Here is a 15955-nt window from a genome sequence, read left to right on the forward strand (position 1 = left end):
CATACTATCAATAAAAACAGCCGAATAGTACCAATGCACTTTCCTTTCGAACGTTTTTCGACCGTTGAGGATTTCCTGGAAAGCGACGCTTTCCGGCGCTGGATGCTGGAAAAACAACCGGAAGATCAGGCTTTTTGGCGGGTGTGGCTGGCTCAGAATCCGGATAAACGGGAACTCTACGAGCAGGCCGTGGCTACTTTTCTGGCCATTCAGGGCAAAACCGCGGTGCCTTCGCGGAAACAGGCCAAAGAGAAAGCGGACGAAATTCTGGATCAATTGCCAGACTCTTCCCCGGTTATCAAACCGCTCTTTCGCGGACGCTGGGGGCGCTGGGCAACCGCAGCGGCCGTGGTGATTTTGCTGGTCTGGTGGCAATTGGATCAACCCGTCTTCCAGACAGGCCGCTTGATCAGCAGGCAGGAAAAACAGCCGGTAAGTGGGGATGACTGGAAACTGGTGAAGAATGGTACGGAGCAGTCGCTGGTGGTTGTGTTGCCCGATAACTCGTCGGTTTTGCTGTCGCCCGATAGCCAGATCCGGTTTCGCAAACAGACGCATTCAGCGGTTCGGGAAGTGTATCTTCAGGGTGAAGGCTTTTTTGAAGTGGCCAAAAATCCGGCGAAACCGTTCATCGTTTACACCTCCAACCTAACGACCAAAGTGCTGGGAACCTGTTTTCAGGTACGGTCTTTTGATAAGGAGTCTACGGCGTTTGTCAAAGTGAAAACGGGTAAAGTTGCGGTTTCTTCCGTTAAATCGCCGGGAAAAACCGTCTTGCTAACCGTAAACGAAGAACTTCGGCTGAATGCCAGTGCGGAGAAGCTGGTCCGGCACGAACACTTTTTGGAGAAAGAACCGCCATCTGCCCCGCTGGCTCAACCATTTGCGTTCAATTACACGCCCGTTACGGAGATCTTTGATCAGTTGGAAGCGAGTTACCACATGCCCATTCACTATGACCGGAGCCTGCTGAAAAACTGCACCTTTACCGGACAACTCAATGATGTGCCTTTCCTTGAAAAAGTTCGGCTCATCTGCTTAACGACGGCTTCTACTTTTGAACTGGTAGACAATCAGGTGGTCATCCACAGCCAGGGTTGTAATTGATTTTTTAACTCTTAACCAAAGCCAGGTAACATGAACTAGAAACCCATCTCTTTCCTGCCAGAAATAGGCGATAGTGCTTCCAACACCATCGCCTGTACGCTTCCCAAATCATGTGCGTTCCACCACACATTATCCCTTTTCGAGAGGGGTCGGGAACACTTTTGCCATTCCTAACTAATTGAAGAACAACAAAGCACGCAAACTTATGCATTCCTATTCTATAAACCGCAATGCTTGGGTCAGGATTATGAAATTTTCAAGCCTACAACTATTGCTTGCGCTCGCCTTCATTCACATCAGCGTAGCGTTCGATGTGCGGGGCCAGGAAATCCTGAACCGACGAATCAGTCTCTCCGCCAAAAATCAGGACGTCGAGACCGTGATTAAACGCATCGAAGAACAGGCCGATGTGCAGTTTCTGTTCAGCCGGGAGATTATTCAATCCAAACGAAAAATCTCTTACCAGGCTAAGAATGAGCAGCTTCATGTGGTTCTAAACCAGATCCTTACGCCACTGAATGTCAGCTACGAGATCGTCAATCAGCAGATTGTGCTCAAAAGAATGTCGACGCCACCTGGGCCGCTCCAGGGCAAACTTTCCGGCGAGAACGACGTCGAGACCGTCCAGGATGTACAAATCACGGGGAAGGTTACGGCTGAAAACGGGGAAGGGTTGCCGGGCGTAACGATTCAGATCAAGTCGGTTACGCGGGGAACCACCACCGACGGCAATGGTGATTACCGGCTTTCGGTGCCGTCGGCCAATGGCACGGTTCTCATTTTTTCCTACATCGGTTATACCACCAGGGAAGTAACCGTTGGGAGCCAAACGGTTGTCAATGTCGTTTTGGCTGCAGATGATAAAACGCTGGAGGAGGTCGTGGTGGTGGGCTATGGCGTTCAGCGGAAACGCGATGTGACGGGTTCGGTGGTTTCGGTGAATGAAACCACACTGAAAGAGGTTCCGGCACCCAACCTGGTGAATCAGTTGAAAGGCCGGGCGGCTGGGGTTTCCATCATTAGCAACGGCTCTACGCCGGGTGCTCAGGGGCAAATCCGGATTCGGGGAAACCGGACGCTGACGACGAGTTCCGGGTCGAGCGACGGGCTGGATGGCCCGCTGGTGGTGGTCGATGGAATCCCCTTCGGCGGACTCAATGACATCAACCCCGATGACATCGCCAGTCTCGAAATTCTGAAAGATGCTTCGGCAACGGCCATTTACGGGTCGCGGGGATCGGGGGGCGTCATTCTGATTACCACCAAACGGGGTAAAGTCGGAAAACCGGTATTCAGCTACGATGGCTATCATGGGGTGACCAACATCATGGGCAAATTTAACGTCATGAATGGGCCGGAATATGCCCGGTTTAAAGACGATGCGACCAAATACAACCGCACCAGTCCCGGCACAACCGCTTATCCGCTGACCCAGAAAGAAAAAGATGCCCTGGCCGCCGGTGTGTCAACCGACTGGCAGGATTTAATTTATAGACCCGGTTTCAACACCAACCACCAGTTGAGCATGGTCGGCGGGGTTGAAAATACGCAGTATTCGCTGGGTCTGGGGTATTTCAATGAAACCGGCATCATTCCCAGTCAAAAGTTTGAACGCTACACCATTCGGGCGACGGTCGACCAGCGGATTGGCAAGCACATCAAGATTGGTTTGAACACCTTGAATACGCTGACCTATACGAACACGCCGGGTGGTGGCGGTATTCCGGGCGGTTTGGTGCGGCAAACGCCACTGGCAGCACCTTACAATGCCGACGGTTCCGTCAACCTGTTCCCGGCCGAAGGCTCCATCGATGCCGCCGGGGTGAGCCCGTTAACAATCCTGACCAAGAAAGATTCGTATCTGGGCCGTACGCGGGCCTTGCGAACTTTTAACAGCTTATACGCCGAGGTAAATATTCTGCCCGGCCTGCGGTATCGGATGAATGCCGGGTTGAACTTCAGCCAGTCGAACTACAATGGCTACAATGGCCCACTGACCTATTTTAACAGCGCCACGGTTCAGTCGTCGTCCAATGCCGAAATCAGCAATACCGAGTACTGGGACATCAATCTTCAGCACTTGCTATATTATGACAAGACGTTTGGGAAACATAAAGTAGGCGTCACCGGGCTGTATGAAATTACGAAAAACCACTCCCTGGGCAGCCGGTTTACGATCACCGGGGTTCCGGCCGATTACATCAAGACGTCTAATTTCTCGCTGGCTTCCGGAACGCCGGTTGCCAACTCGGACTTCGGTAACTCGTTTTCCGAAACCGGTCTGCTTTCCTACATGGGTCGGGTGAATTACAGCTACAATGACCGCTATCTGTTGACTCTGACGCTGAGACGCGATGGTTCTTCTACTTTATCGCCTGGTAACCAGTATTTTAATTATCCGGCAATTGGCGCTGGCTGGAATATTATCGAGGAGGGATTTATGAAAGGTGCCCCGTTCATCTCGAACCTGAAACTACGGGGTAGCTGGGGTTTGTCTGGAAATCGAAACGTGGGGGCCTATGCGACGCTGGGTGCGTTGTCGGCCGGGTATTACAATTTCGGTACGGGAACCGCCGGCCAGCAGTTGGCCTACACGGTGACCAGTCTGCCGGCAACCGGTCTGGGTTGGCAGTCGACCTCGCAGGTGGATATCGGTGTTGACTTTGGCTTCCTGAATAACCGCATTACGGGTTCGGTGGATTGGTATCACCAGCAAACGAAAGACATTCTGCTGTCTGTTCCGCTGCCACCGAGCAACGGAGCCGGTTCGACCCTGAAAAACCTGGGCCGCACGGAAGGCAAGGGACTGGAAACCGCGCTGACGTTCGAGATTTTCAGAAACCCGAAAGGCTTCAACTGGAGCGCCGATGTGACATATTTCTTCAACCGGGAGAAAATTACGCAGCTTACGACGCCGACCGAACTCGCCAATTTGGGGGCAGGGTGGTTTGTGGGACAACCGCTTTCGGTCATTTTCGACTACAAAAAAATCGGTATCTGGCAAACCTCGGACAAAGAAGATGGCACGCTGGCCAAACAAACCTCTCCCACGCAGTTTCCCGGCCAGATCCGGGTGGAAGATCTGAATGGTGATGGGAAGATTGATGCGGCTGACCGGCAGATTCTGGGCAATTTCCAGCCGGCCTGGGAAGGCGGCATCACCAACCGGTTCAGCTTCAAAAACTTTGATATGTCTATCGTAACCTTTGCCCGGATGGGCATGAAGGTGATCGTACCGTATCTGACAGGGAATTCTACGGGTTCGGGCGGTTTTGCTTTCTTCAACCAGGGACGGGTCAATCAGGTGAAAACCGATTACTGGACCGAAACCAACCCGACCAATGCCTTCCCCGCACCGGATGCCGGTAGTGCGGTCGCCTATTTCGGCTCCACGCTGGGCTACTACGACGGTTCGTTCATTAAAGTCCGAAGCATCAACCTGGGCTATACCTTTTCCAGTCAGTTGATCCGGAAAATCGGCATGAACTCCGCCCGGGTTTATTTCAACGCCACCAATCCGCTGATCCTGTATTCGCCACTAGTAAAAGACAATCTGGCCGTTGATCCGGAAGGCAACAGCTACGCGAGTGGTTCGGCGACCCTGAACCCGCAGGGGGCCAGCGAGCGCGGAACGCCGGAGCGTCAGATTTCCGTCAACCTGAACAACCCGCCCGTACGGCAATTTACGCTGGGGGTAAACTTTAAATTCTAATCCTGGATCGAACCATGAAAACGATAAAAATCTGGTCCATCATTGGCCTAACCGCATTGCTCAACACGGGCTGCGAAAAAATATTAGAAGAGAATCCCCAATCACAGATTGTTCCTTCCTATTTCAACAGTCCGTCGGGGGTATTGGGCGGTATTGCCGGGGTCTACAACGACATTCGGGGCCAGTGGGGCACCGAAGGGTTTACGGTCGAAATGCAGGCCGGAACCGATGAGTTTTTGCAGGGAGCCAGCAGCGGAGGCTCTCCGACCTATACGTACAACGGCCTGAACAGCAGCAACTTCGGCTCAGCCTGGAGCATTGCTTTTCAGGATATTAACACGCTGAACGGCGTCCTCCAATACGGCCAGACGATCGATTTGCCGGAGGCTACCCGCAAGCAGTACCTGGCACAGGCCAAATTTTTGCGGGCGTTCTGGTACTTTTATCTGGTGCAAACCTATGGCGATGTGCCACTGAGTACCGAATTTATTACAGTTCCCTCGCAGGCCGCTTCCCGCCAGCCGGTTGCTCAGGTGTATGAATTAATTATCAAGGACCTGACTGAAGCGGCCACCGATTTGCCCAACCAGCCAACCGCCCCATTTCTGGGGAAAGCCGCTACGAAACCGGTGGCGCAACTGCTGCTGGCCAAGGCGTATCTGACCCGGGGCTGGCTCAACAATACGGCGGCTGATTTTACGCAGGCGGCCACCATTTGTGCAGACATCATTGCCAATAAAGCAACGTATGGTCTCGATCTATGGCAGGATTATGGCGATGCGTTTGTCCCGGCTAACGACTATGGCAAAGAAACCATGTTTGTCAGCGATCACGTACTCGACCCGAAATTTGGCTACTATACTGTGGGTAGTGGGGCCAGTGGTGGTGCCGCTCAAAATCTGACGCCCTGGTTTACCAACTGGAATTACCCCAACAACACCGGTATCAATTCCTACAAAAGCGCTGCGGGGGCCTACGTGAATAGTGGAACCTCGTTGATGATCCGGGATTCGCAGTATGGCCGGCCTTATACCCGGATGCGCCCGAACAGCTACAAATGGCCGTCAGGCCCCAATGCCGGCAAGAACTACTTTCTGGATCAGGCGTTTACGAATCGGAATGTCGATTCACGGTTTATCAATTCGTTCTATACAGTTTACATTTCCAATACTGCCGTTACCAACACCGCTACGGCCGCCAACAACAAACGCGGAATCGGTTATACCACCGTGGTGGGTGCGGATACGGCCGTTTGGTTGCCCGACTTTGAGGTAGAAGGTGCGCCACAGTTCATCGGTACACGGCCTTTCAAAGGGCTGGTCGTACCGCCCAGCTTGTGGGATAACGGCATTTTTCCGGCGCTGAAGAAATTCATGGACCCCAGCCGGGGTGCCAACTTCAACGATCCGTCGACCCGCCCCTGCGTGCTCTACCGTTTTGCTGATGTGTACCTGACCGGGGCCGAAGCCTACCTGAAAGCGGGCGATGCGACGAAAGCGGCTGCAATGCTGAATACGGTTCGGCAACGCGCGGCTTTCCGGAAAACCAACACGGCGGCTCAGAACGCGGCTGCCGCAACGGCCATGACCATTACAGCGGCCGATGTAACGGTTGACTTTATCCTGGACGAGCGCACCCGCGAACTCTTTGGCGAATGGCAACGGTGGCATGACCTGGTCCGGACGCGTTCGCTGGTGCGACGCGTGAAAGCCTGGAATCCGGAAGCGGCTACCAATATTCAGGATTTTCACATGCTGCGTCCCATTCCTCAGGCGCAAATTGACCGGGTGGTGGAAGGGCCGAAGTTCCCGCAGAATCCGGGTTATTGAGTAAAAAAAGTTGGTAGATAAATTGCGTAGACGTAAGAGGCTTTTGACCTCTTACGTCTCTTTAACGTTACGATAAACCACCCATGACTGAAGAACACACTGCTTTTGCGGCCCACCAACCTGGCTATTGATTTTAAGATTGCTATGAAAAAGATGAAAAACGTTCTCTCGGGTGCTTTGATAGCACTTGGTTTTTTTTTGAGTCACTTCCTTTTCGCTCAGACAACCACCCTGGTCAACCCCATCCTGACCGGTTTTTACCCCGATCCGAGCATCGTGCAGGTTGGCACCGACTACTACCTGGTCCACTCGACGTTTTCCTATTTTCCCGGTATTCCGGTTTTTCACAGCAAGGATTTAAAAAACTGGAAGCAAATCGGGAATGTCATCGACCGGCCTACTCAGATGGATTTCATGGGTGAACGGCTGACGCGGGGCCTTTTTGCGCCGGCCATCAGTTACTACAAAGGCACCTACTACCTCACCTGCACCGACATCGACCACGATGGTAATTTTGTGGTGACGGCCAAAAATCCGGCTGGCCCGTGGAGCGATCCGGTTAAAATCCCGCAGGTAAGGGGCATCGACCCCTCCATCTACTTTGACGAAGCGGCCGACAAAGCCTATATTCTCTACAACAGCGATGCGCCCAACAACAAACCGTTGTATTCGGGACACCGGACCATCCGCATGTATGAATTTGATTACCAAAACTTAAAAGTTGTCGGGGAAGAAAAACAACTGGTCAACGGGGGCGTGGATCTGTCTAAAAAACCGGTCTGGATCGAAGCCCCCCACATCATGAAGCGGAACGGCTGGTATTACCTCTACGCGGCCGAGGGCGGAACGTCGGTCAATCACTCCGAAGTGATCTTGCGGAGCAAAGACGTCTGGGGGCCGTATGTGCCTTTTGAAGGCAATCCGATCCTGACGCAGCGGGAGTTGCCGGCCGACCGGAAAGACGCCATTACGTCGGCGGGCCACGCGCAGTTTGTGGATGGGCCAGACGGCAAGATGTATTGCATTTTTCTGGCGGTACGGCCCTACGAAGGCGATTATTACAACACCGGCCGTGAAACGTTCATTGCACCCGTCACCTGGACCAACGACTGGCCCATGATCGAGCATGGCGAGAAGGCAATTTCATACAGGTATCCGGTTAATTACAAAGAGGTTAAACAGAAAGACGCGTTGCCCCAATCGGGCAATTTTGCGTATACACTGACTTTCGATAAGGCACTGGACCCGGCGCTGCTGTTTATGCGCACCCTCGATAAAAGCTGGTATTCGCTGTCGAAAAAACAGGGACTGACGCTGAAACTGAAGCCCGAAACCGTCATGGAGTTGGGCAATCCGGCGTTCATCGGCAAACGCCAGCAGCACTTGTTCAGTACGGCTGAAACCGAACTGGATTTTAAACCGACATCCGAAAAAGAAAAAGCCGGGCTGATCATTCTTCAGGATGAGGGCCATTTCTACTTTCTGTGTAAATCCAGATCGCAGGACAAAGACGTGCTGCAACTCTACAAAAGCAAACCGCGATCCCAAGAGATGGAACTGCTGACCGAGGTGCCGCTGACCGGAAAACCCGGGAAAGTGGGTCTGCGGATCGCGTCGCAGGGGGATACTTATCATTTTCAGTATTCCACCGATGCTAAAAACTGGAAGCTTCTTCAGGACAAGGTGGACGGCAAATTCCTGAGTACCAAAGTAGCGGGCAGCTTTATCGGCTGTTTGTACGGTCTGTACGCGACGTCGTCAGGAGACGCCAGCACGAATACCGCTTCGTTCCAGTACCTGAAATATGCAGGGGATGATCCGATGTTCAAGTAATTGATTGAATACCAGGACTTTCGCTTTTGCCCCGGCCTTTAGGGGAACGGGGCAAAAGCGAAAAGAATTATCAGACGTAAGTCCTAAATACATTAAGATGAAAAGGACGGTTTTTCAGGCGGTTTTATGGGTGGTTACCCTGTTTTGGGCGGTATTCGCTTCGGAAGCCCAAACCGCCCAAAACCCGATCATTTTTGCCGATGTCCCCGACCTGTCCATGATCCGGGTGGGCAATACCTATTACATGAGCAGCACCACGATGCACCTCAGTCCGGGTTTGCCGATTATGAAATCGAAAGACTTGGTGAATTGGCAATTGGTTGGCTATGTGTATGATACGCTGGCAAATGTGGATGCGTTGAACCTGACCAACGGCAAAAGCACCTACGGACGAGGGTCGTGGGCCAGCAGCCTGCGCTACCACAATGGCACTTACTACGTGACCACTTTTGCCCAAACCACCGGCAAAACCCATGTTTTTACGACCAAAAATATCGAAAAAGGGCCGTGGAAAGAGACGTCATTTAAACCGTCCTACCACGATAATACCCTGTTTTTCGACGATGACGGTCGGGTATACCTGATTTATGGCGCGGGCAAACTCCGGTTGGTCGAACTGACTGCCGATGCCTCGGGCGTGAAGCCCGGCACCACCGAACAGGTCCTGATTGAGAACGCCAGCACGCCATCCGGCACGGGCGGTGGTCTGCCCGCCGAAGGCTCGCAACTGTTCAAGGTGAAGGGCAAATACTATCTGTTCAACATTACGTGGCCGCGGGGAGGCATGAGAACCGTGGTGATTCACCGGGCCGACAAGATGACGGGGCCGTGGGAAGGGCGAATCGGTTTGCAGGATTTGGGTGTGGCGCAGGGCGGTTTGATCGATACGCCGGACGGGAAATGGTACGCTTATCTTTTCCGGGATTCTGGCGGAGTCGGGCGCATTCCGTATCTGGTTCCGGTGACCTGGGAAGACGGCTGGCCGGTTTTGGGCGTTAATGGAAAAGTACCCGAAATGCTCGATTTGCCTGCCAGCAAAGGCCTGATTCCGGGCATTGTGGCCTCGGACGAATTCACGCGGAAGAAAGGAGATTCTGCGCTGCCGCTAATCTGGCAATGGAACCACAACCCGGACAACCAACTCTGGTCGGTTACGGAACGGAAAGGGTATCTGCGGCTGAAAACCGGACGCATCGACACCTCGTTTGTGCTGGCCCGAAACACCCTGACGCAGCGCACCATCGGCCCGGCATGTACCGGATCAACATTGCTCGACGTGACCAACCTGAAGGACGGAGATTTTGCCGGGCTGAGTCTGTTACAGAAAAACTACGGTCTGGTGGGTGTCAAACGGGAAAACGGGAAAAATTTCATCGTCATGCTGAGCGCGTCTTCCGGAAAACCAATTGACATTCAGCGGGTTCTGCTGGCGCAAAAAAACGTCTATTTAAAAGCCGAATGCAATTTTAAAGACCGGGCCGACAGCGCTCAGTTCTTTTATAGCCTGGATGGGAAGTCGTGGCAATCCATCGGTGAGCGGCTGAAAATGCCCTACACCATCCCGCATTTTATGGGTTACCGGTTTGGTCTTTTCAATTATGCCACGCAGCAGACGGGCGGTTTTGCTGACTTCGATTATTTCCGAATAGAAGACAAAATTTCGCAATCCTCCCGAAACTAAACCCGTTATGAAAAAGACTTTTTCTGCCATTACGCTTCTTCTTGGCTCACTACGGTGGAGCCTCAACGCTTCGGCACAGGATAAAAATTTTTACATTTACCTCTGGTAGATTGAAACTTACCTACTATACCGATGCGCCCAGGCTGTTCAAAATCGGATGCTTTCATCCACTTTAAAAAGATGATGCAAAAACTTTTTGCGATCGGGTTAATCCTGCTGTTCCATCAGACGGGATTTGCCCAACCGACACCGCCCCAACCCGTTGGCCCGCTCCCCAGCGAAAACCAGTTGCGCTGGCAAAAAATGGAATATTATGCCTTCATCCATTTTTCGATCAACACCTATACCGACATGGCCTGGGGCCTCGGCAACGAAGATCCCAAGTTGTTTAACCCGACCAAAATGGATTGCCGCCAGTGGGCCCGAATTTGTAAGGAGGCTGGTATGAAAGGCATCATTTTTACGGCCAAACACCACAGCGGTTTCTGCCTCTGGCCTTCCAAATACACCGACTATTCCGTAAAAAATGTGCCCTGGCGAAACGGGAAAGCCGATATTGTACGGGAACTGGCCGATGCCTGCAAGGAATACGGGTTGAAATTCGGGGTATATCTGTCGCCCTGGGACCGCAACCATGCCGACTATGGGAAGCCCGAATACATCACGTATTTCCGCAACCAGTTGCAGGAGCTTCTGACCAACTACGGCGACATTTTTGAAGTCTGGTTCGACGGAGCCAATGGCGGTTCCGGTTATTATGGCGGAGCGAATGAAACCCGTAAAATTGATTCTAAAACGTATTACGACTGGCCGAATACGTACAAACTGGTGCGCAAACTCCAGCCCAATATGGTCATCTGGAACGACGGGGGCGACCGGGCCGACCTGCGCTGGGTCGGTACCGAAGCCGGGTATGTGGGCGAAACCAACTGGAGTTTATTGAATGCCACCGGCGACGTGCCGGAACAAATGCTGCGCCACGGCGTCGAGAATGGCGACACCTGGGTACCCGGCGAAGTAAACACCTCCATCCGTCCCGAATGGTTTTACCACGAACGGGAAGACAAAAAGGTGAAAACCTTGCCCCAACTGATGGATCTTTATTACAACTCCATTGGTCGAAACGGGACGTTGCTGCTCAATTTTCCGATCATGCCCAACGGGCTGATTCATGAGAAAGATGAGAAAGCCGTCCAGGAATTTGCCAAAGCCACCAAAGAAGCTTTCGCCATCAATCTGGCCAAAAATGCAAAAGCCACGGCCTCACAAGTACGAGGAAAAAATGCGGCTTACGACGCCGGTAAGGCCATCGATGCCGATCCGGAAAGCTATTGGGCCACGGACGATGCCGTTCGAAACGCATCGTTGACGCTCCAGTTTGCGAAACCAACGGCCTTTAACCGGTTTCTGGTGCAGGAACCCATTCGGTTGGGGCAGCGGGTCAAGTCGTTTACCGTCGAAGCCTTCGTCGACGGGAACTGGAAAGAGATTGCCAAAGAAACGACGATTGGGTATAAACGCATTCTCCGGTTTCCGACCGTCGAAGCCACGCAACTGCGGCTGACGATTCTGGATGCCAAAGGTTGTCCGTTGATTTCAAACCTGGAGGTGTATAAAGCCCCGCTGATTTTAACGCCCCCCATCGTTACGCGCGATCAGGCTGGCGATCTGCACATTAAGGCTGGCGATACCGAATCGGAATTGTATTACACCCTCGACGGAAGTACGCCAACCGCCAACACGAATAAGTATACGGCTTCCGTGAAAACCGGTAACGGCAAAGTAGACATCAAAGCGATTTCCTACAATCCGTTTACGAAACAAAGCAGCATTGTCAGCGAGGAGAAATTTGACATCGCCCGCAACGGCTGGAAAATTCTGAATACGGAGGCCAAACCGGCGTATCAGGTTCTGGATGGCAATCCGAATACGTCCTGGCAACAACCCAAAAGCCAGTCAATGCCCGCGGACCTGGTCATTGATCTGGGGAAAGAAGAAAATCTGACCGGTTTCCGGTATCTGCCTGCCCAGAACTGGTGGGAAGAGGCCAGCATCATCACCCAGTATCAATTTGAGGTGTCAGCCGATAACGTCACGTGGAAACGGGTCAGCGAAGGGGAGTTTTCGAACATTAAAAACAGCCCGGTCTGGCAAACCAAACCGTTCGAACCTACCAAAGCCCGGTACGTCAAACTCCGGGCCTTGAAAAATACGCAGGAAGGTTCGGCATCGGGTTACGCGGAAGTAGACATCATTACCCAGTGAACTTTGAATCAACCTGCAAGGTCTTCAAGACCTTGCAGGTTTTTATTATATGCAGGTTTATATACGCCTAAATCTTAACTACTGATGAACCAACAACTAACCAATCGATTGCGGCTATTTTTCGCCCTAATCTGCCTGTACACAGGAGCAATCGCCCAGCCGCCACGCGGCCCACTGGTGGTGTCACCCCAGGTGAACGCTGACAAAACCGTCACGTTCCGTTACCTGTCTCCAACCGCCAAAGAGGTTAAGTTGAGTGGGCAGTTTTTGAAAGCGCCCATCGAAATGAGCAAGGATGCCCAGGGCATCTGGAGCGTAACAACGGAGGCCGTCAAGCCGGATATTTACCCGTACAGCTTTCAGGTGGATGGCATTACGGTGATGGACCCTGCCAACGTTGCGTTTTTCCCGAACGAGCGGTTTAAAGCCAGTCTGGTCGACGTGCCCGGTGATTCGCCGTTGATCCACGCGATGAAAGACGTGCCGCACGGGTCGATCAACTACGAATACTATCCGTCGCTGGAAGGCACAACCGGCTCGCTGGTGGTGTATACGCCACCGGGCTACGACCAGAATCCATCGAAAAAATACCCGGTTTTTTACCTCATCAGCGGCACGACAGATACGGAGGAAACTTTCTTCAAAGTCGGAAAAACGAATCTGATTCTGGACAACCTGATTGCGGAAGGCAAAGCCAAACCCATGATCATTGTCATGCCGTATGGCAATCTGGCCGCCCGGGTTGCCGAGCAGAAAGGGGGCGCCAAACCCGCCGACCCGACGGTTCGGGATGGGGTCGATGCGGTCAAACGGGCCAACGATTTTGCGACGGATCTGGTGAGCAAGGTCGTTCCGTATATCGAGAAAAACTACCGGACAGTGGCGAATCGGGAAAGCCGGGCCATTGGCGGTTTTTCGCGCGGGGGTGGGCAAACGCTCCGTACGGCATTCAGCAACCTGGACAAATTTGCGTGGGTGTGCAGCTACAGCTCGTATCTATCGCCCGCCGAAATGGACCAGAATTTTCCGCAAATAGGCGGCAAGCCAGAAACTACCAACAAGCAATTGAAACTGTTCTGGGTGAGTGTGGGCAGCGACGATTTTCTGTACAAAGGTACCGTCGAATTTATGGATTACCTGAAGGCGAAAAACGTGGCTTTCAAAAGCCTGATCACCGACGGCGGTCATACCTGGATGAACGTCAAGAAGTACGTTGCCGAAACCACGCCTTTACTTTTCCAATAAGACCCACCCGATCCCATGAAACGTAGTATCTACCTCTTCCAGGCTTTTCTTTTGTCGGCTATTGCGGTAATCGCCCAGCGGCCGCCGTCCATCAGTTCGCCCGCCGTGCATCCCGACCACAGCATTACGTTCCGGTATTTTTCCAGAAAAGCACAGAAAGTGACCCTGAACGGCGAGTTTCTGAAGGCTCCGGTCGCCCTGACGAAAGATACGTCGGGCATCTGGAGCGTGACGGTGCCGCCCGTCAAACCGGACATCTATCCGTACAGTTTTCGGGTGGACAGTGTGGAACTGGCTGATCCGAACAATACGTACATTTTCGCCAACGAGCGCTTTAAACGGAGCATCGTCGATGTGCCGGGCGATCAGCCGCTGATTCATTCGCTCCAGAACGTACCGCATGGCAAAGTCAGCTACCGCTACTACAAATCCGGTACGTTGGGCATTACCCGGCAGCTACTGGTTTATACTCCGCCCGGTTTCAATCCGAACAGTAAAACCAAATATCCGGTGCTGTACCTGATTCACGGCGGCTCCGATACCGAAGAAACCTGGACCAAAGTGGGCCGCGCCAACCTGATTGCCGACAACCTGATTGCGCAGGGAAAAGCCAAACCGATGATCATCGTCATGCCGTACGGCAATGTTCGCCCGGCACCGATGCCCGACTTTACCAAGGATATGGTCAATGACATTGTGCCGTTTATCGAAGCGAATTATCCCGTCGGCAAAGACAGCAAAAGCCGGGCGGTGGCCGGTTTTTCGGTGGGCGGGGGCCAGACTTTGAACATCGGACTGACCAATCCCGACAAGTTCGCCTACGTATGCTCATATGCGCCGTATACCGCCACGGAGGAATTCAAAAAGAACTTCACCGACTGGTCGCCCAACGCCGGGCAGATGAACGGACAATTGAAGCTGTTCACGATCAGTGTTGGCACTGACGATTTTCTTTATGAATCTGTGAAACAGAACATTGCCCTATTTAAGGAAAAGGGCCTGAAAGTAGAACCGCTCATCGTGCCGGGTGGCCATACCTGGATGAACTGCAAACTTTATCTGGCCCATACGTTGCCTCAGCTTTTTAAGTAAAACCTATTATCTCTATTATACGCTAAACTACTAACCAGATGACAAACAAGATGATAGCGGTTTTGTTCGCAGCCGCGTTGACCAGCACAACCTGTTTTTCGCAGGCCACCCAACCGGTGGTGGCCGAGGATTTCAAACCCTCTACCCTAAACCAGCCGGGGCAGGAATATCCGCAGGTAAACTCCCAGGGGTACGCCCGGTTTCGGATCAAGGCGCCCAAAGCCGATAGTGTTCGGGTGAGCCTGGGGCTGGGCGGACGGGGCGGAACCAAACTAACCAAAGGAGACGATGGTTTCTGGACCGGCACCACGGAAGGACCGATGGACGAAGGCTTCCATTATTACCACCTTACCGTCGACGGCGGCACCTTCAACGATCCCGGCGCTTTGAACTATTACGGATCGGTCCGGTGGGAGAGCGGTATTGAAATTCCCGCGCACGATCAGGACTTTTACGCCCTGAAGGACGTCCCCCACGGCAACGTGCAGCAGATTCTTTTCCCGTCCAAAAGCACCAGCACCTCACGCCGGGCGTTTGTGTATACGCCACCGGGTTACGAAAAAGAGAAATCGAAAAAATATCCGGTGCTCTACCTGCAACACGGCTGGGGCGAGGACGAAACCGCCTGGAGCAACCAGGGACGCGCGAATCTGATCATGGACAACCTGATTGCGGAAGGCAAAATCAAGCCGTTTCTCATTGTGATGACCTACGGCATGACCAACGAGGTGAAATGGGGCCGGATGAAAGATTTCAAAATTGAACATTTCCAGACGGTGCTGGTCGACGAACTGATTCCGTACGTGGATGCCAACTTCCGCACCCTGGCCAACAGAGACAATCGGGCCATGGCCGGGCTGTCGATGGGCGGCATGGAAACCCACGCCATTACGCTCAACAAACCGGATGTTTTTGGATCGTATGCCCTCCTCAGCGGTGGCATCTATACGCCGGAAGAACTGAAAGATAAGTCGAAAGCCAAACTGATCTTCCTGAGCTGCGGCAGCAAAGAAAATCCGGATCGCGTGAACAAGGCGACCGCCGATTTGAAAGCGGCCGGTTACAACGCGGTTTCGTACGTCTCCGAAAAAACCGCCCACGAATTTCTGACCTGGCGTCGCAGTTTGCATGAGGTAGCCCCGTTGCTGTTTAAATAGTTACATTACCCCCAACCCCCTAAAGGGGGCTTTT

General features: G+C 52.8%; 9 protein-coding genes. All 9 read left to right on the plus strand.

Going from position 1 to position 15955, the window contains the following annotated elements:
• Positions 1-33: 33 nt before the first annotated feature.
• Positions 34-1107: a FecR family protein gene (locus DUE52_RS17140; RefSeq protein ID WP_114407242.1), complete on the plus strand. Its 1074-nt coding sequence runs from the start codon at positions 34-36 to the stop codon at positions 1105-1107.
• Between the two features lie 247 nt (positions 1108-1354).
• Positions 1355-4819 (plus strand): TonB-dependent receptor, encoded by a 3465-nt coding sequence (locus DUE52_RS17145; protein ID WP_114407243.1) that lies wholly within the window; start codon positions 1355-1357, stop codon positions 4817-4819.
• A 14-nt stretch (positions 4820-4833) separates the two neighbouring features.
• On the plus strand, positions 4834-6648 hold the full coding sequence (locus DUE52_RS17150; protein ID WP_114407244.1) for a RagB/SusD family nutrient uptake outer membrane protein: 1815 nt from the start codon (positions 4834-4836) through the stop codon (positions 6646-6648).
• A gap of 153 nt (positions 6649-6801) precedes the next feature.
• Positions 6802-8481, plus strand: a complete 1680-nt coding sequence (locus DUE52_RS17155; protein ID WP_374755907.1) for a glycoside hydrolase family 43 protein — start codon at positions 6802-6804, stop codon at positions 8479-8481.
• A 97-nt stretch (positions 8482-8578) separates the two neighbouring features.
• Positions 8579-10162 (plus strand): glycoside hydrolase family 43 protein, encoded by a 1584-nt coding sequence (locus tag DUE52_RS17160; protein WP_114407245.1) that lies wholly within the window; start codon positions 8579-8581, stop codon positions 10160-10162.
• Between the two features lie 183 nt (positions 10163-10345).
• A complete protein-coding gene (locus DUE52_RS17165) occupies positions 10346-12427 on the plus strand; it encodes an alpha-L-fucosidase (protein WP_374755908.1) in 2082 nt (693 codons plus the stop codon).
• Positions 12428-12511: 84 nt separating this feature from the next.
• Positions 12512-13672 carry an esterase gene (locus tag DUE52_RS17170; RefSeq protein ID WP_114407247.1) on the plus strand — a complete coding sequence of 387 codons (1161 nt, stop codon included), beginning with the start codon at positions 12512-12514 and terminating at the stop codon, positions 13670-13672.
• 15 nt (positions 13673-13687) lie between these two features.
• Positions 13688-14764: an alpha/beta hydrolase gene (locus tag DUE52_RS17175; protein ID WP_114407248.1), complete on the plus strand. Its 1077-nt coding sequence runs from the start codon at positions 13688-13690 to the stop codon at positions 14762-14764.
• A gap of 38 nt (positions 14765-14802) precedes the next feature.
• Positions 14803-15921 (plus strand): alpha/beta hydrolase-fold protein, encoded by a 1119-nt coding sequence (locus tag DUE52_RS17180; protein ID WP_114407249.1) that lies wholly within the window; start codon positions 14803-14805, stop codon positions 15919-15921.
• Positions 15922-15955: the final 34 nt, after the last annotated feature.

The sequence above is a fragment of the Larkinella punicea genome (assembly GCF_003334855.1).
In the GTDB taxonomy this organism is placed as follows: Bacteria; Bacteroidota; Bacteroidia; order Cytophagales; family Spirosomataceae; genus Larkinella; species Larkinella punicea.